The organism is Psychrobacter sp. CX21 (genome assembly GCF_057396255.1).
Genome location: NZ_JBXYJG010000004.1, coordinates 52298 through 70881, shown reverse-complemented (window position 1 = coordinate 70881; position 18584 = coordinate 52298). Strand labels below are relative to the sequence as shown.

Here is an 18584-nt window from a genome sequence, read left to right as displayed (position 1 = left end):
TGTTAAAAACCATGTTAAAAACCATGTTAAAAACCATGTTAAAAACCATGTTAAAAATCATGATAAAAAACCGTGTTAGAAAATCATACTTAATAGTTGTTCGCTAATAGGGCTGTAAACGGATAGACTAAAGTCATAAATAATTTGGGGTAAATCATGTTAGAAGTAGCAATTGTCGGCGGAACAGGATATACCGGAGTCGAGCTTATCAGGCTATTATCTTCGCATCCAAAAGTAAACATAAAGTGGCTGACGTCACGTTCTGAAGCTGGCAAACCAGTCGCAAGTATTTTTCCGAGTTTGCGCGGTTTTAGTGATCTTGTGTATAGCGATTTAGGGGAAGATACTTTAAAGTCGTTGACTCAATGTGACGTGGTATTTTTTGCCACCCCGCACGGCGTCGCAATGCATCAAGCTCAAGACTTAGTAAATGCGGGTGTCAAAGTAATTGATCTCGCTGCCGACTTTAGGCTGGAATCGCTAGAAGAATTTGAGCGATGGTATAAACATGATCATGCCTGCCCAGATCTACTAAAACAAGCTGCGTATGGGCTGCCTGAGATAAATCGTGCTGCTATAAAATCTGCAAATATTGTCGGTAATCCCGGTTGCTATCCTACCACCGCTATCCTTGGTTTAAAGCCTATTATCGAGTATCAAAATGAATGCGGTAATAAAATCATAGAACAAAGAATCATAATTGATGCTAAGTCTGGCGTATCAGGTGCAGGTAGACAAGCCAAACTTGATTTGAACTACGCTGAGACGACTGATAATTTTAAAGCTTACGGGGTGACAGGTCATCGTCATTTACCTGAAATTGTGCAGGGCGTAAATGTGCTACTGCAAAGTAAGTTTGATCATAAAGTACGTTTCTTGCCGCATCTGGTGCCTATGATTCGAGGCATGTTCTCTACCCTACATTTGGAATTAACCAAAGATGGCATGCAATGCGACTTACAGCAAATATTTGAACACGCCTATAAAGGTGAGCAGTTTGTCGATGTTTTACCTGCCGGAGAATATCCAGATACCCGAAGTGTAAGAGCGAGTAATAAGCTGAGAATCGCAGTTCATCAAGACAATGACAACCAAGTCGCCACTATATTTGTTGTGCAAGACAACCTAGTTAAGGGTGCTGCAGGTCAGGCAATTCAATGTATGAACGTTATGTTTGATTTTGATGAATCTTTAGGTTTAAATCATGTGCCTGTCGTGCCATAAATCTGAATACGAATTATTGTTATAAAAATATGAATTATTAATAATTTGTATTTGTAGCTTTATTAAATACGCTTATATTAATCTAAGTCTGGTGTTAGTTATTAAGTAAATAGTTAGGTATAATGATCAGCCGTTTAATCAAAAATTGAAGTTTTGAGAGCCATATGGCTAACGCATAAATCTAACGCCGAGTTACAAGAGACGAGCTTATAACATGTCATCCGAAATCAGCAATCCAAATCATAGACCTGATAAAAGCGTGTCAACGAGTTTAAAAAACCCGTTGATACTGGTCATGTTTGTTAGTGCTGTACTGATAACGGGTATTGTTGCCATAGCCTTTGGACATAAATTTGGTTATAACCAGGGTTATAAATCATCGCAGCAGGCTATTAAACATAACAGTACTAATATCGAGTTTAGTAGTGAAGAAGTTGACTCATTAAAATCAGAAGTTGAAAGTTTAAGAAAGAACATCGACTCTCTTGAACAAGAACGTGATATCAGCCTTAATAATTTAGAACAATTACGCAGTAAGGTGGATGATTTAGAATTATCAAATCTTCAGCTTGAACAGGTCATCTCCGTATTCTCTAACGAAATATCTCAAAAAGGCGGTTTGGATTTGAAGGTAGTAGGTGCCAAAATAGCCCCGTTACCAGAGAACGCCTTTGAATATCGCTTTGATATTGCAATGCTTGCTCGAGATAATGATGAACACCGCTTAACACCCAAATTAACTCTATTAGACGAAGATAACTTGGTTGAGGTCCCCATAGAACCCAAATATTATGACATTAAAGGGATATCTAGAATTCGAGGACGCTTTATCATGCCAACTGGGTTTAAACCTAAGCAAGCTAAACTCGAGCTTAGTGCAAACGGCCAAGATGTTGAACAAATTTACGATTGGGAGCTTGATAAGCCAGTCGAAAAGTTACCTATCTCATTGGCAGATATTCCAGAAACTGATAAAAGACCTGTGACTATGGATGAGAGTGAAAATTAAAAAATGCTAATTACTTTGTGATAGTTATTTGCAAAAGCTACTTCGTGATAGCTTTTTTGAAATAATCAACTTTGGATAGCTACTTTGCGATAATTAATTTTAAGCTATAGTCAAAGAAATTTAAAATAGTCACAAGGCAACCGAGTACAAGTACTACTAGGGTAGGCTTAACGAGGTTAACACCGTGACTATTTATAAGTTCGCTGAGTATATCAGCAGTCCTAATATTAGAATGCTCAACAGACCCTAGAAAGAAGCTACTTTATTTTTTAATAATAATCGCTAAATAGTCCTTAAATGCGTCTCCAAAATTTATACTGAACCCCAAAAATAAAATTATGATTAAAAAAGAAATTTATTCTTCCAGACCTTACGACATTTTATTAGATTGGCACCATCCATCTACTAAGCCTATTGAACATCCTAAGACAGATAAGCCATCTAAACTTATGGATGAAACAGAAGGTGATAGTGAAGTAGAAGTCATGGTGGCAGATCCAGAAGTTGTTGAACCACCAATGTTTGCAGTGGTTATGTACAATGACGACTATACCCCTATGGAATTTGTAGTGTATGTATTACAATCTGAATTTAAACACAATATTGATAGTGCTGTTGAAATTATGTTAAGCATTCATCACAACGGCAGAGGTATTGCAGGCATATATCCAAAAGATATTGCTGAAACAAAAGCAAAAAAAGTAAATCAAACCGCTCGTAATGAAGGCTATCCTTTATTGACTCAAATAGAACCCCATCAAGACGGCTAGATATTCATCAGATATTTATATCTCATCCATTTCAAACCCCATCTTATTCATACTGTCTGCACGCTTATCGAACTCTAAATATTTAAGTGTTTGATAAAGTAGTTAAAATACCTTCATTAAATATATAAACTAATTCATATATATACTTGATATTCCTTACGATTGACCATATTTATAAAGAAACTCAATTAGAACATCTGGCAATTCTGTCATTCTGAATTGGAAATGTGGAAAAACCCTTCTTTTTTTACCCCTTAATCCTCTGAACTTGCTATAGTAAAGTTACACACTACATTTTTATTCAAACTGACATTGCCCATTTAAAATAAAAAGTATTATCAGGATAAATATATGTTAAGTCGTCATTTAGAAGTATCATTACGATTAGCCATGACATTGGCGCGACAGAAATCTCATGAATATCTTACCGTTGAACATCTACTTTTAGCATTGCTTGAAAATAATGATGCTGTCACCACTTTAAAATCATGTGGTGCTGACATTACCACTTTACGTACAGATCTTGAAGCTTATATTGAAAAACATACGCCTACCCTTGATCCTGACGTAGAGCAAACCCCTGAAGCTACGCAAAGCTTCGATCGTATATTGCAGCGTGCTATTTTCCATGTACAGTCGATTGGATCAGGAAGATTAGTTCAAGGTTCAGACATTCTCGTATCCATGTTTTCTGAGCACGACACGTACGCTGTGTACTTGCTTAAAAAGCAGGGTGTGAGCCGATTAGAGCTGACTCAGTATCTATCTCATGGTGCTGATGGAGAGGAAACCCCTTCAAGTCAAACAGAGGGTGATAGTGCAGAGGCAAAAGCTGGCCGTGCTAAAAAAGATCCGCTGACAGAGTTTGCTCAAAATCTAAATAAGCGCGCCGCTGAAGGCAAAACTGACCCATTAATAGGTCGCAGTAGTGAAATTGAGCGCACTGCTCAAGTCTTATGCCGCCGCCGCAAAAATAACCCTCTATTAGTGGGTGATCCAGGCGTGGGTAAAACCTCTATTGCTGAAGGCTTAGCGTGGTTAATTATTAATAATAAAGCGCCTAAGCCGCTGCAAGGCTGTGTTATCTATAGTTTAGATATTGGTTCGCTTATAGCTGGTACTAAGTATCGCGGTGATTTTGAAAAAAGAATGAAAGCGCTACTTGAAGCTTTGAAAGAGAAGCCAAATGCCATCTTATTTATCGATGAGATTCATATGATAATAGGCGCAGGCTCATCTATGAGTAGTAACATGGATGTGTCTAATTTGATTAAGCCTGCCTTAGCAAACGGTGAGCTTAGATGTATTGGTTCAACTACCTTTACTGAATACCGTCAAGTATTTGAAAAAGATCATGCGTTATCGCGTCGATTCCAAAAGATTGATGTGAACGAACCTAGCATTGATGACAGTATCGATATTCTTCGAGGTTTAAAACCGCGCTATGAAGAGTTTCATAACGTTGAGTATACTGATGCAGCACTTGTTAGCGCCGTTAATTTATCTGCTAAACATATTCATGAACGCTTTTTACCCGATAAGGCCATCGACGTTATCGATGAAGCGGGTGCTTATAAACGTTTAGGCATAACGCCTGATGCCGAGCAGGTTGATGATGAAGATCAGCTGATTGATGACATTAATAATACTGATTTCAATATAGTTGATGAAGAGCCTGATACCGATGTGACTTCAGAGTCTGATCTGGCAATCGAGGTCGAATCAAGAATTGATGCTGTTATTGAAGATGAGACTTTAGAGATTGAGTCAGATCTTGATACAGAACTAGATAGTGATCTAGAGTCAGAGCTTGATGATGATGACGATGAATTACGATCTTCTACCGATGAAAGCAAGCCAGTTACAATCATTGATGTAGATGATATTGAAGCAATCATATCGAAACTTGCTCGTATACCGCCAAAATCTGTATCTAATGATGACAAATCATTGATGCAGCACTTAGAGCGTGATTTGAACCGTTTAGTATTCGGTCAAAGCGAAGCAATCAACACCTTATCTGATGCCATCAAGTTGTCTCGTGCTGGCTTGAAAGATGCGAACAAACCTATTGGTTCATTTATGTTTGCAGGTCCTACTGGGGTCGGTAAAACCGAGGTCTCTAAACAGTTGGCTAATCTAATGGGGGTTGAATTAATTCGTTTTGATATGTCAGAGTATATGGAAGCTCATACTGCTTCTCGATTAATCGGCGCGCCTCCAGGTTATGTTGGATTTGATCAAGGCGGTCTACTGACTGAGAAAATCAATCAGCATCCACATTGTGTACTGTTACTCGATGAAATTGAAAAGGCTCATCCAGATGTATTCAATCTATTATTACAAGTCATGGATCATGGTACGCTAACTGATAATAATGGACGTGTGGCAAGTTTCAAACAAGTTATCTTGATTATGACCACTAACGTCGGTGCAGAGAACATTAGCCGAGCGTCTATGGGCTTTACGAAACAAGATCATAGTAGAGATAATACCGAAGCGCTAAATCGGGTATTTACGCCAGAGTTCCGTAACCGTTTAGATGCTATTATCCAATTCAATCCTCTTGATCCATCGATTGTTGTTTCTGTTGTGGATAAATTCCTTGTTGAATTACAGGCGCAACTTGATGACAAACAAGTGGTACTTGAAATTGACGATGCTGTCAGAGATTATTTGGCTGAAAAAGGATACGATCGCTTAATGGGTGCGCGTCCTATGCAACGACTGATTCAAAACGAAGTTAAAAAGCCGCTTGCAAATATGGTTTTATTCGGCGACTTAGCCGATGGTGGTGCTGTACACGTCACCTTAATCGATGAAATATTTGAAAAGTCTCTTGATGTTGGCAGTAAAGCTGCAGCTGAAGGCAGCCGTATATTATTGACGGTAGTCGAGAAGCATGGTCAACGTGGTGTGGAATACGCCGAAGTTTAAAGGTAAAGTTAGCGAAAACTAAACGGTTACGATGTTAACCTTGCTCGCCTTACTATAGTAGTATTTGCACTCGATTGTCCTTTAACCATTTCAGACTTCTTTGACTATATTCTAACCTTATCAGTTAATACACGATTTTATTAAAGTTTCAGCAATTACTTTTCTAAACTTTTTATAATAAATTTAACAAGGGCTAACCTTAAGGGTTGGCCTTTTTTATTTTATGTTAACCAAAGTGGCTGATATTCAATAGGATGTTATACAATTAAATCAAATTATTTAACGATCAACTTTAAGACGGAGGTCATATGCAAACGGAACTGGATATGAGCAAGACCGAAGAACAAAAACAAGCCATATTAGAAAAAGTACAGATGCCAGAAGATTGGAAACAAGCGCTTAAAGAAGAGCTAACCTCTCAGAATATGGATAATCTACGCGATTTTTTGAAAGAAGAATATCAGTCCGATACCCCTATCTATCCTAGAGCAGGCCTCATGTTTAACGCCTTTAATTTGACCCCATTATCAGATGTTAAAGTGGTTATCCTCGGACAAGACCCTTATCATGGGCCAGGTCAGGCCATGGGGTTGTCATTTTCAGTACCTAAGAGAATTCCTATGCCGCCATCTTTACGTAATATAGTTAAAGAAATGGCAGATGATATTGGTACTGTTACGCCGCGGCACGGTGACTTAACGCATTGGGCCAAACAGGGCGTATTATTATTAAACACATCATTGACTGTACAAGAAGGTAATGCTGGAAGCCATCAAGGTATGGGGTGGGAGCAGTTTACCGATGCAGTAATTGATGTCATTAATAATTATACCTCCAATACTGTATTTATATTGTGGGGTAGCAAAGCTAAAGATAAGGGCAAATTTATAGATACGGACAAGCATTTGATTCTTACTGCCGTTCATCCTTCACCGTTGGCAGCGAATAGAGGTGGTTTTTTTGGTAGTAAACCTTTTTCAAAAGCCAATGATTACCTTATACAGCATGGTAAAGCCCCAATTGAATGGCAATTGCCCCAATAGTTTGCCATCTATCATATAAATGTTGTTTTAACCTTATAATGATTTCATAACGTGTAAAATTATGGAGCAGCTAAACCTCATAAACTCTTATATAACTTATGCTAATAAAAGCCGTGATGTAGATAGTTTATCTATAACTAGCTATTTGATAGATGCTAAATACTGGTCCCTAGATGATGTGAATTTTATGCGACGCGCATTAGATTTAGCACGACAAGGTGCGAATAAAGATGAAGTGCCAGTAGGGGCGGTATTAGTGCATCAAGGTGAAGTTATCGGTGAAGGGTTTAATCAGCCTATTATGAGCTGTGATCCGACTGCACATGCTGAAATAGTGGCATTACGCGAAGTTTGTATCAACTTACAAAACTATAGATTGCCGATAGACACTACGTTATACGTGACTTTGGAGCCTTGTACTATGTGTTTAGGCGCGTTAATTCATGCACGATTGCATAGAGTAGTATTTGCAACTAATGAGCCAAGAGCGGGGATGATCGGTAGTCAGTTAAATTTAATTAACATGGATTTTTATAATCACAACATTATTGCACATTCAGGGTTGTTACAAAGTAATAGTCAGCAAATTTTAAAGTCCTTTTTTAAAGCCAAAAGAAAAAATGCTCAATTAAAAAAATAATGCTTAATCAAGTTAGTTCGATAAATATGACTAACCAAAAAGCTAAGTTCAATTAAAATTAATGATGGGTTTGTACCTTGTTATTTTGATAATAAGGCTACATTAATCATCCGATAAATTTTTGTTTACGAAACGTTAAAATTACCTAGAGGTGTGGTGCGATATTTGTTATAATCTCGCACTATTTTGTGTTCGCCGGATTTTTTGCTTACTTTTTCTTGAACTTAACGAATTTAAATTATTTAAACGACGGCTTATCAGTAGGATATCGTTCAATATTTTATAGAGTATAATATGAGTTTTCCTGTTATAACGATAGACGGGCCTAGTGGTGCTGGCAAGGGCACAGTCTGTCTCAAATTAGCGCAGGCTCTTAATTATCGTCTATTAGACTCAGGTGCGCTATATAGAATAGTAGGATTAAAGGCATTTGAAGCAGGCTTATTGACTAATACCGAATTAGATGCCAAAGATGAAAATGACATTGCTAAGCTAACTCAAAAACTGGACATACAATTTCAGCCTAGTTTGACAGGTGAGGTCGATATCGTTGTCGATGGTAAAAACGTAGCAGGCGAGATACGAAACGAATTCGTTGGAAGCTATGCTTCAAGGGTTGCGGTATTGCCTAAAGTAAGAGAATCATTATTACAGCTACAAAAAAATATGGTCAATCAATCAGGATTAATTGCGGATGGTCGCGATATGGGGACAGTTGTTTTCCCGAATGCTGACGCCAAAGTGTATTTAACAGCAAGTGCAAAAGCGCGTGCTGAACGACGCGTAACCCAGTTACAACAATCAGGTCAGAAAGCAGATTATAATGCCATTTTGACAAGTATTAAAGATAGAGATGAGCGTGATGAAACTAGATCCATAGCGCCCTCTAAACCTGCAGATGATGCGTTATTAATAGATAGCTCATCAATGAGTGCAGATGAAGTATTTGAAACAGTTAAGAGATTTTGTCAGCAAAAAGGTATTAGTTTTAGTGCCTAATTGCTATTCATTTTAGCAATAAATACTTATTTTGAGTATTAAATTTTAAAAGAATACCCTTTAAAATAATTTTTTTATTAAATGAGAGTAAAAGAGTAAAACCAGCTTCTATCTTTTACTCTCATTAACTTGAACCGTACTGTGCTGGACAGGATACGGCTATATTAAGGTAATCATAATGGAATCATTTGCTGAACTATTTGAAGCGAGTCTTGGAGAGCAGGGTCTTGATATTGAGCGTGGCTCAGTAATCAGCGGTTCTGTTGTTGCAATCGATAGCGATTGGATAACAGTTGACACTGGCTTGAAGTCTGAAGGTGTTGTTGCTCGTGAAGAGTTTTTAGACGACAATGGCGAGCTTGAAGTAGCAGTGGGCGATAGCGTTGATGTTGTTGTTGAAGCTGTTGATAACGGTATGGGTCAAACCCTACTATCACGTGAAAAAGCTAAACGTGTTGAGACATGGAATGCACTTGAGAAATTATTTGAAAATGACGAAATCGTTAAAGGTATTATCTCAAGCAAAGTAAAAGGCGGTTTCACTGTAGATGTTGGATCAGTACGCGCTTTCTTACCAGGTTCTTTAGTTGATGTGCGTCCTATCCGTGATACGACACATCTTGAAGGCAAAGAGCTTGAATTCAAAATTATTAAATTAGATCAAAAACGTAACAACGTTGTGGTTAGCCGTAAAGCGGTTATGGAAGCTGAAAATTCAGCAGAGCGTGAAGAGCTACTTAATAAGCTTGAAGAAGGTATCGAAGTTGAAGGCATCGTTAAAAACCTAACTGACTACGGTGCATTCGTAGACTTAGGTGGTATCGATGGTCTACTACACATTACAGATATGGCATGGCGCCGTATTAAGCACCCTTCAGAAGTTGTTGAAGTAGGTCAAGACCTTAAAGTTAAAGTTCTTAAATTTGACCGCGAGCGCAATCGTGTCAGCTTAGGCCTTAAGCAATTAGGTACAGATCCTTGGGATAACGTTGGCGGTACTTACCCAGTAGGTAGCATTGTTAAAGCACGCGTTACTAATCTAACCGATTATGGTTGTTTTGCTGAGATTTCTGACGGTATCGAAGGTTTGGTCCACGTTTCAGAAATGGATCACACGAATAAGAATATTCACCCATCAAAAGTTGTACAGATTGGTGACGAAATCGACGTTATGATCCTTGAAATAGATGAAGAACGTCGCCGTATTAGCTTAGGTATCAAACAAACCCTACCTAATCCTTGGGAAGAATTTGATAAGAAATTTGATCGTGGTGATAAACTTACCGGTACGATCAAGTCTATCACTGACTTCGGTATCTTTATCGGTTTAGATGGTGGTATTGATGGCCTAGTACACTTATCTGATATCTCATGGAACGAAACTGGCGAAGAAGCGATTCGTAACTACAACAAAGGCGATACTGTTGAAGCGATGGTTCTTTCAGTTGATGCTGAAGCCAACCGTATCAGCCTTGGTATCAAGCAATTAAGCTCTGATCCATTCAACGAGTATTTAGTTGCTAATGACCGTGGTTCGATCGTTACAGGAACCGTTAAAGAAGTAGATGCTAAAGGCGCTACTATTACGTTAGCTGATGAAGTTGAAGGCTACTTACGCGCATCAGAGATACAGCGTGATAAAGTTGAAGATGCAACTAAGCATCTCAATGAAGGTGATTCTGTTGAATCTAAAATCATTAGCGTTGATCGCAAATCACGTAGCATCAGCTTATCTATCAAAGCTAAAGATGAAGCAGATGAGCGTCAAGCTATTAAAGAGCTTGGTAGCACTCAAACTGCGGCTCCAGAAGCACAACCAAAAACAATTGGTGACTTGATAAAAGAGCAAATGCAAGAGGATTAATAATTAATAGATATTTTATTATTTATTATCTTAGATTTATATCTAGCACAAGCTTGTTATATTAGTCTCATAATCTAAATTAATGAAAAAAGTAGCCTAAGGGCTGCTTTTTTTTATGTCAAAATTGAAATTCTAAATAAATGTAAATAATTATTTCACACTACGACAAACTTATGATTTAATACACTATAAGTTAGAAAATATGAACAATAGCTATTTAATAACCTGTAGCTTTTAATAATCCATTATCTCATAACTTTTGAGAACTAAATCATATTTCTATCTTGTTAAACTAAAAGGACTTATAGTTTTAACTTATAATTCATTATCATCAAGGGTCAAATGGATATGACAGATATTATTAACAAATCAGATTTAATTCAAGATGTCGCAGGCCGCTGTGATTATATTGAAGACTCAGAAGTTGAGGATGCAGTGCGTGAAATATTAGATTTATTATCACAATATCTAATTGAAGACAGCCGAATAGAGGTTAGGGGGTTTGGTACATTTTGTTTACATCACCGCGAAGCCAGACAAGGACGTAATCCTAAAACTGGTGAAACGGTAATGGTACCTGCTAAAGCCATCCCTCATTTCAAACCTGGTAAAGCACTTCGTGAAGGTGTTAACGATAAATGGATGTGATATTTAGAGTTTTAATGCTATTCTGTAGACATTCTTTTATTTGATAAATTATATTAGGTGTTGACTTGAAAGCTCGATCCGTTGTAACTGCGTTTTCTACTCGGTTTTTAATTATTCTTTTCACTGTGTGTCTCGTACTCCCACTTATGGCTTATGCCGCTGGTGGGTCTTCTGAAGCAGCAGTACAAACCTCCTCTTATGGTTTTCATGTGGCTATGCTGGTAGGGTTTATATTCCTATCAGTCGTTGTCTCCTTCATCTGTTCAGTATCAGAAGCTACGTTACTAACGATGACACCCTCTTATGTGGCTTCAATTGCCGAAGAAGATCCAAAAAAATCTGCTTTACTTAAAAAAGTTAAAATAGATAATATCGATCAATCTATTGCTGCTATTTTGACATTAAATACAGTGGCGCATACTGTTGGTTCATTGGGTGCTGGTGCTCAGGCTACTATCGTTTTTGGTAGTGAATGGTTTGGTGTGTTCTCAGCAGTTATGACTTTAATTATATTAATTGGTTCTGAAATTATACCTAAAACAATGGGTACCGTTTATTGGCGTACGCTATCTACACCGGTTGCATATTTTGTTAAAGCTATTATATTTATTCTCTATCCTCTTATTTGGATATCTGAAAAAATTACTAAATTACTTACTCGTGGTAAAAAAGCGCATACGTTTAGTAGAAACGAATTTGCAGCACTAGCAAGTGTTGGGGAACAATCTGGTCAAATTGATCCTTTAGAGTCGCGTATTATTCGCAACTTATTAGCGTTTGGCGCTATTAAAGTTGAAGATATTATGACACCGCGCTCGGTCATGCATGCTTTTGAGCAAGGTATAACGGTTGCCGAACTATTGGCCAATAGACCCAAATTGATGTTTTCAAGATTGCCAATTTATGATGAAGATTTGGACAAAGTCACAGGCTTCGTATTAAAGTCCGACATCTTATTAGCAAAAGCCAATAACCATATGGACAAGCCTTTAGAGAGCTATAGACGTGAGATTACATTCGTCTTCTCTAAAATGAAGCTATTCGATTTATTAGATTTGATGCTAAAAAGCCGTATTCATATTGCAGTTACCGTTGGTGAGTATGGTGAGGTAAAAGGTCTGGTAACGTTAGAAGATGTGTTAGAAACTTTGCTTGGGCTTGAGATTGTCGATGAGGTCGATAGAGTAGAGGACATGCAGGCTCTAGCCCGCCAAATGATGCAGCGCCGTTCAGTACGATTGGGAATGTCTGTTGAAGATGACAACACTCATGACGGTGCTCATAATAATAGAGCTCATAATAATAGCAGCCAAACCAATAATGTGAACGATGATCCGATGTAAACAGGTTAAGGTCTATTTAACGTTCAAATGTTATCACTTAAGTTAAGTAACTGATATTCAGTGACTATAAATTACACGCCATTAATAGTTAGTTTGCATGGATACAATCTAACTATAGTAGAATAAAAATTGTAGAATAATAAAGTTATTTGGGATTTATATATTTAGAGTTATCAATCAACTATGCAAGGGATGTCTCTACTTATCAAATGACTTAATTTATCGAAATTAAGGAAAACTTTTCATGCATATATTTAATTCGAATCATATAATCAAACCCTATATTATGCCATTGACTATCGCAGTTGTAAGCTCAATAGCTTCAGTAACTGCTAATGCTGCTATAACAGAACAAAGCATTCAAAACTACGCACTATTAATGAAACAAGCAGCTAATAGCCAGAACATTAATCAAGTATCTAGACTAGTGGATGATGATGCCTTAATTTCATTATCACGCCGAGGTAAGACCACCAGTCTAGATAAGTCGGCTTATTTAAAACTACTTCAAGACAGTTGGTCTGAATCAAGTAACTATAACTATGATATTACGATTTCAAATATAGTTATAAGTGGTGATCAGGCCAAAGCAAATGTTAGAACCACTGAATCTTGGAACAAGAATGGTCGTCAAACTAAGTTAACTACTAATTCAAGAGCTACATTGAAGTCTGATGCTAATAATGCGGTGTTACTAAGAGCAGTCGCTCAAGTTACCATTGATTAAACTTGGGCGTGTCTTAGTTGAAGTTTTTTAAAATTTATGGAAAAAGAACGGTTTAATTTAAGCTAAACTGTGTCTAATTTCTAGCTAATATAGCCATATTATCTGCTAAATTATCGTAGTTTAACAATAAAACCTATCTCAATTTTAGCTAAATAATCTAATTTAAGACACACTCTAGTAGATTGATTCAAGTTTTACAAATGATGCTAATTTATTAAAGATGTATAAGATTTTAAAAGCTTTATTAGAATATAGCTTTATTAAATTAAGATACTGAATCAGATTTTAGTGATTCTTGGGTATCTTAAACAGATTTAAATTTACATTACCTTCGCCATATTAACCACTAAGCAACTGAATATATTGGGTCATTTTTATCATGAACTTTAGACAACATACGCTTCAATTTTGCAAATTACCATTAGCAATAGCCATTAGTTCACTATTAATTGTTGGTTGTACTAGTACAAGCACAACTGGCGTAAATACCGTGCCTGTCGCTCAAAATCCAGCCGTTTCAAGTGTACCAGCGGGCAGTGGTTACAGTAATGCGTTGTTGGATGATGATAGTTTGGACGAACTTGAAAACCTTTTAGAAGCCACTGATATGAAAATGGTGGAAGATGATAAGTTAGCTATTCAGCAATATGGTAATTTGTGGGACCGTATGCGAGCTGGATTTCGTATGAATCAAGGTCAATATGGTTACACCCAGCAGCAGCGAATAGATGCTCAAAAGAATTGGTTTATTACCCGCCAAGAGTATATCAATCGACTCACTGCCCGTGCTAGCCGCTATTTGTACCACACCGTACGTGAAGCAGAGCGCCGTAATATTCCTACTGAACTGGCTCTACTACCTGTCATTGAAAGCTCTTATGATCCAACAGGTACCAGTAATGCAGCAGCAGCAGGATTGTGGCAGTTCATTCCAAGTACTGGCCGTATATACGGTCTTACGCAAACGCCATCCTATGATGGTCGACGGGATGTTATTGAATCAACACGTGCCGCTTATGATTTCTTGACCTCATTACATAATCAGTTTGGAAGTTGGGAGCTGGCTTTAGCCTCTTATAATGCAGGCCCTGGCCGTGTTCAAAAAGCCATTGATTATAACCGTTCAAGAGGCTTGCCGACTGATTTTTGGTCGTTGTCTCTACCGACAGAGACCATGCACTATGTACCCAGATTTATGGCGGTAGCTCAAATAGTTAAAGACACAAATCAGTACAACATCTATCTACCAGCTATTGCTAATCGTCGGCATTTTAGAAGTGTACCAGTTAATTATGGCGTTAGTTTGAACGAAATATCTGGACTGACAGGCGTAAGCTATGACGAACTAAAGGCTTTAAACCCGTCATTAACTAACGGGCGAGTGGACATTGCAGGACCTAACCGGGTTATTATACCTAACCAAGTTAATATACTTGTAGACTCAAAAATTAGTAACTTAAGTGGTAGTGGTATTTACAATGCTAGCAATCCATATAGCATACCTGATGAACAATATGAGAGTATGGTAACCTCTTCAGATGGATTGGCAGAGTTTGCTAGTACAGCACGCGCGCCAGTTCAAAACGCTCAATATATTGTACCAATAACAACCGCTTTAACGCCCTCAGAGCCTCCTATAAGCGCGGCTGAAAAACAAAGAGTTGAAGCTGAACTGGCTAAAACAAATACGCTTCCCACTACTTCTGCAACGTTAACTAAAAACGATACGATCATTCAAGAACCGCAATTAACGGCAGAAGAGAAGCAATTTATATCCCAACAAATTCGTCAGCAGTCTCCAAATGTGGGTGAAGTGGTAAGTCCCGTTGATGGTAATATTAAACTTGAAGCTATTCAAACTCAGCAATCTATCTTAGAAGCACGCGGAGAAGGTAAGAAGCTTAAGTTTGATACGCCGCAGAACCAACAACAGACGGCACCACCTAAGCCAAGTGGACAGCGTACGGTTTATACGGTTCAGCGCGGCGACACATTAGGTAATATTGCGGCTCGTGCGGGCTTGAATTGGCGCGATATAGCCGATTGGAATCAGATTAACCCTAATTCAACGCTGCTTACTGGTACCAAACTGTACCTTTATGGTGCCAATTCAATTGAGCCATTAAGCTCATCCACTACTAATTCTAACTCTGCTGTATCTGAACCAACTGCTCAGCCAAATACTTATACAGTGCGTCCTGGTGACACGTTGATTGGTACCGCCAATCGAGTAGGGTTAAGTGTTTCAAGACTGGCGAAATATAATAATTTATCTACAAACGCGCAACTTCGTGCTGGTCAAAAATTATGGCTTATACCTGGTAAAGTTAAATCTAGCGATACGAGTGATTCTCAAAACACCCCAGCATACAAAGGACAGACTGAGCGATACACTGTTAAGCGAGGTGAAAGTCTAATTGGGTTGGCTAATCGTTACGACGTCACTGTATCCGTACTGGCCGCTATGAATGATTTAAGTCCTACTGAACAGCTTTTAGTAGGACAGCGCTTAGTTGTACCTGCAGCTCGTAACCAATCTCAAACAACTGATAATTCGTCATCTAATAATGCGGCATCTGCCTATAATGGACAAACCACAACGTATCAAGTTAAGTCTGGCGAAACTTTAATAGGTATCGCAAATAAGCTTGGGGTGTCTCATACGCTAATAGCACAAATTAACGGTTTTTCGAATAATAAACAGCTTCAACGTGGCCAACGTATTAAACTTCCTTCAAGCCAAGATCAAGTCAATCGCGCTTTAGAGGATAAAGAAATAAGTTACACCGTTAAGTCTGGCGATACTTTAATTGCGCTTGCAAACAAATTTAACGTATCGTTGAGTGATCTTGCATCAGCAAATGACTTATCAACCACATCTCAGTTGTTAAGAGGTGCCAAACTGACTATTCCTGCTAAAAATGGCAGCATACAGCGTGGTCAAAATACTACCGGTTCAAGTTCTGCAAGCTCAACTGGTTCTTCAACCTCAATAGCAACGCCTAGCTCATATAAAGTTAGATCTGGTGATACGCTAATAGGTTTGGCATCGAAGTTTGGTGTTTCTGTCTCTCAATTAGCTGTAGCTAATAATATTAGCAGTAGTGCAAACTTACAAATAGGTCAAACACTGAAGGTGCCAAGTGGAGATGAGTCGTCAAGTCGTCCTAATACATCAAATTCGAATGTGAGCTTTACAGGAAACTATAAAGTACAATCAGGCGACACTTTAATTGGACTGGCTAACAAATATGGTGTATCAGTATCCAACTTGGCCAGTGCCAATAGTTTAAGTACTACCACTGGTCTACAAATTGGACAACGTCTAAAGGTACCAAATAGCACTTCAAGTACCAATAACGCTAATACAAGCGCCCGCCCATCAACTCAGCAAAGTAGTGCGGTGAGCAGTGGGTCAGGAAATTATACTGTTAAGTCTGGTGATTCTTTAATAAGATTGGCTAATAAACATGGTATAAGCGTGCAACAGCTGGCGAGTGCGAATAATTTGAAAACCAACGCTGAGCTTCAGATAGGACAGAAATTAAATATTCCCGCGACGACCACTTCTTATAAGGTTAAATCGGGGGATAGTTTGATAGGTTTGGCGAGAAAATATGGAATAAGTACAGCTGAGCTTGCTAAACTCAATGACATCAGTAGCAGTGCCATGTTACAACGGGGTCAAACGCTAAAAGTTCCAGTTAAATAAACGTTACTTAATAAATTTGATGCAGCGTTATTATTGGGTCAAATTTTAGCAACATTTTGATAACTGAGATTTTACTAGGTTTATAAGAATCTATAAAACGTGAAAAAGAGAGTTCATAATTATATGAACTCTCTTTTTTTTAATTAAACTATTTTAACTTAAACTATTTTTAATTAAATACATTTTTAATTAAATACATTTTTAATTAAATACATTTTTTTAAGATTAAAGGTGAATGCATTTTAAATACAGATTAAGTCGTACTGGTTTTCATTGATTCTAAATAGCTGCGAATATTGGTCACATAATGCATACACTGTACATAGCGAGAATTCTTTGAGGCATTATCTGACATATATGCAAATACATTAGACCAGCTATTTGGGTTCTCACCAGCAGCTTCAACGTTGCGTTGAATCTTCTTAACGGCATTAGGACCCATGTTATAAGATGCGAGCGCGAACCATAATCTATCTGGATTAGGCACATCCTCAAAAGTCGACTTCATCTGTTCTAAATAACGAGCGCCGCCACCAATGCTTTGATAGGGGTCAACTCGGTCAGATACGCCCATCTCTTTTGCAGTATTATTAGTAAGCATCATCAAGCCTCTAACTCCCGTAGGCGATACTGCATTAGCGTCTAGATGAGATTCTTGATATCCCATTGCTACCAACAACTCCCAATCATGGTTGTAGTTGCTCGCTTGCTGCTTAAAAGACGATTTGTAGCTTGGTAAGTTAGTACTCAATGTTTTTTCAAAATGCTCACGATTATAATCATCTTTCAAAAGATTCTGATCATAAAAATCTGCAATCTTGGCAGTATTAACTTTTTGTTCACTTGAACATAAAAAATGACTGGCTTGAACCGCTAAAGGATCTTCTTTATTACGAAAGCTCCAATTGGTTTTTGGATGTAGACTATTTAATGATAGAGTTTGATCAAACCCACAACTGATGTTAATAGAAGACAGTCCTGAATTAACTGTTTGCCGTGTACTGGCTGTCGTCAATGCCATATCAGCAAGACCTTCATTGACAGCTCTTAGTGCATCTTCATTAGTAGGATAATCTTTAACTTCAACGTTGGCACCCAATTCATGTGCATAAGCACGAGCAATGTCATAACCAAAACCGTGTTGGAATCCATCGGTAGAAAAATAGGTGCTATCCCCTTTAACAGAGGCGATCGTAAGTACTTTACTTGTGACAACACCATCATAAGCAAGGGCATCACCGCTAAATACGGACGTAGTAATACTTTTTGCGGGTAGAGATAGTAGCGCTATACTTGAAACTTGTGCCACCATCTTAGTCTTAGCGAATCTTTTATTCGCTGGAATCTGATTCAAATTAAGGCGTTTGATTTTTGAGAGACGGTGAAGGTTTTTAAACTTACTAGTGAGTCTAATAGGTTTTTTTGTTGTTTTTGATGTCTCATTATTCTTGCGTTTTGACCAATAGGTTATGCGTTGCATCGATGTCTCCTCTATCCAACCATCCATACCGTGTAGAGATCAACGCACCATTACGTTAAGGTCTCCTAAGCCAAGATATGAGCAACACTTAACACGCTATAACCTAAAGGGCTCAAAGGAATACAAGATTCTAAAGCGCGTTATATAAATTAGTTCATTGCAAACGTAATCAACATTAATGAAAGCAT

At 37.9% G+C, this 18584-nt stretch carries 13 protein-coding genes; 12 read left to right on the top strand and 1 reads right to left on the bottom strand.

Annotated elements, in window-relative coordinates; translation table 11 throughout:
* Positions 1 to 156 precede the first annotated feature (156 nt).
* From argC to AC2SLP_RS03755, 12 genes are all read left to right on the top strand, one after another.
* On the top strand, positions 157 to 1224 hold the full coding sequence (gene argC, locus AC2SLP_RS03810; protein ID WP_486535311.1) for an N-acetyl-gamma-glutamyl-phosphate reductase: 1068 nt from the start codon (positions 157 to 159) through the stop codon (positions 1222 to 1224).
* Between the two features lie 214 nt (positions 1225 to 1438).
* Positions 1439 to 2233, top strand: a complete 795-nt coding sequence (locus AC2SLP_RS03805) for a hypothetical protein (RefSeq protein ID WP_486535310.1) — start codon at positions 1439 to 1441, stop codon at positions 2231 to 2233.
* A 338-nt stretch (positions 2234 to 2571) separates the two neighbouring features.
* Positions 2572 to 3003 (top strand): ATP-dependent Clp protease adaptor ClpS, encoded by a 432-nt coding sequence (locus AC2SLP_RS03800; protein ID WP_486535309.1) that lies wholly within the window; start codon positions 2572 to 2574, stop codon positions 3001 to 3003.
* Positions 3004 to 3354: 351 nt separating this feature from the next.
* Positions 3355 to 5940: an AAA family ATPase gene (locus AC2SLP_RS03795; protein WP_486535308.1), complete on the top strand. Its 2586-nt coding sequence runs from the start codon at positions 3355 to 3357 to the stop codon at positions 5938 to 5940.
* Positions 5941 to 6266: 326 nt separating this feature from the next.
* Positions 6267 to 6983, top strand: coding sequence for a uracil-DNA glycosylase (locus tag AC2SLP_RS03790; protein ID WP_486535307.1), 717 nt, complete (start codon positions 6267 to 6269; stop codon positions 6981 to 6983).
* Positions 6984 to 7044: 61 nt separating this feature from the next.
* Positions 7045 to 7623: a tRNA adenosine(34) deaminase TadA gene (gene tadA / locus AC2SLP_RS03785; protein WP_486535306.1), complete on the top strand. Its 579-nt coding sequence runs from the start codon at positions 7045 to 7047 to the stop codon at positions 7621 to 7623.
* A gap of 294 nt (positions 7624 to 7917) precedes the next feature.
* Entirely contained in the window at positions 7918 to 8622 is a 705-nt protein-coding gene (gene cmk / locus AC2SLP_RS03780) for a (d)CMP kinase (protein WP_486535305.1), read from the top strand.
* 178 nt (positions 8623 to 8800) lie between these two features.
* Entirely contained in the window at positions 8801 to 10486 is a 1686-nt protein-coding gene (rpsA, locus tag AC2SLP_RS03775) for a 30S ribosomal protein S1 (protein WP_486535304.1), read from the top strand.
* Between the two features lie 348 nt (positions 10487 to 10834).
* Positions 10835 to 11134, top strand: a complete 300-nt coding sequence (locus AC2SLP_RS03770; protein ID WP_486535303.1) for an integration host factor subunit beta — start codon at positions 10835 to 10837, stop codon at positions 11132 to 11134.
* A gap of 65 nt (positions 11135 to 11199) precedes the next feature.
* Positions 11200 to 12477 carry a CNNM domain-containing protein gene (locus tag AC2SLP_RS03765; RefSeq protein WP_486535302.1) on the top strand — a complete coding sequence of 426 codons (1278 nt, stop codon included), beginning with the start codon at positions 11200 to 11202 and terminating at the stop codon, positions 12475 to 12477.
* Between the two features lie 244 nt (positions 12478 to 12721).
* Complete coding sequence (locus AC2SLP_RS03760) at positions 12722 to 13204, top strand: hypothetical protein (RefSeq protein ID WP_486535301.1); 483 nt, start codon at positions 12722 to 12724, stop codon at positions 13202 to 13204.
* A 379-nt stretch (positions 13205 to 13583) separates the two neighbouring features.
* A complete protein-coding gene (locus AC2SLP_RS03755) occupies positions 13584 to 16916 on the top strand; it encodes a lytic transglycosylase (protein ID WP_486535300.1) in 3333 nt (1110 codons plus the stop codon).
* A 253-nt stretch (positions 16917 to 17169) separates the two neighbouring features.
* On the opposite strand, the gene AC2SLP_RS03750 is transcribed toward AC2SLP_RS03755, so the two are convergent.
* Positions 17170 to 18396, bottom strand: coding sequence for an MltF family protein (locus AC2SLP_RS03750; RefSeq protein ID WP_486535299.1), 1227 nt, complete (start codon positions 18394 to 18396; stop codon positions 17170 to 17172).
* Between the last annotated feature and the right edge of the window lie 188 nt (positions 18397 to 18584).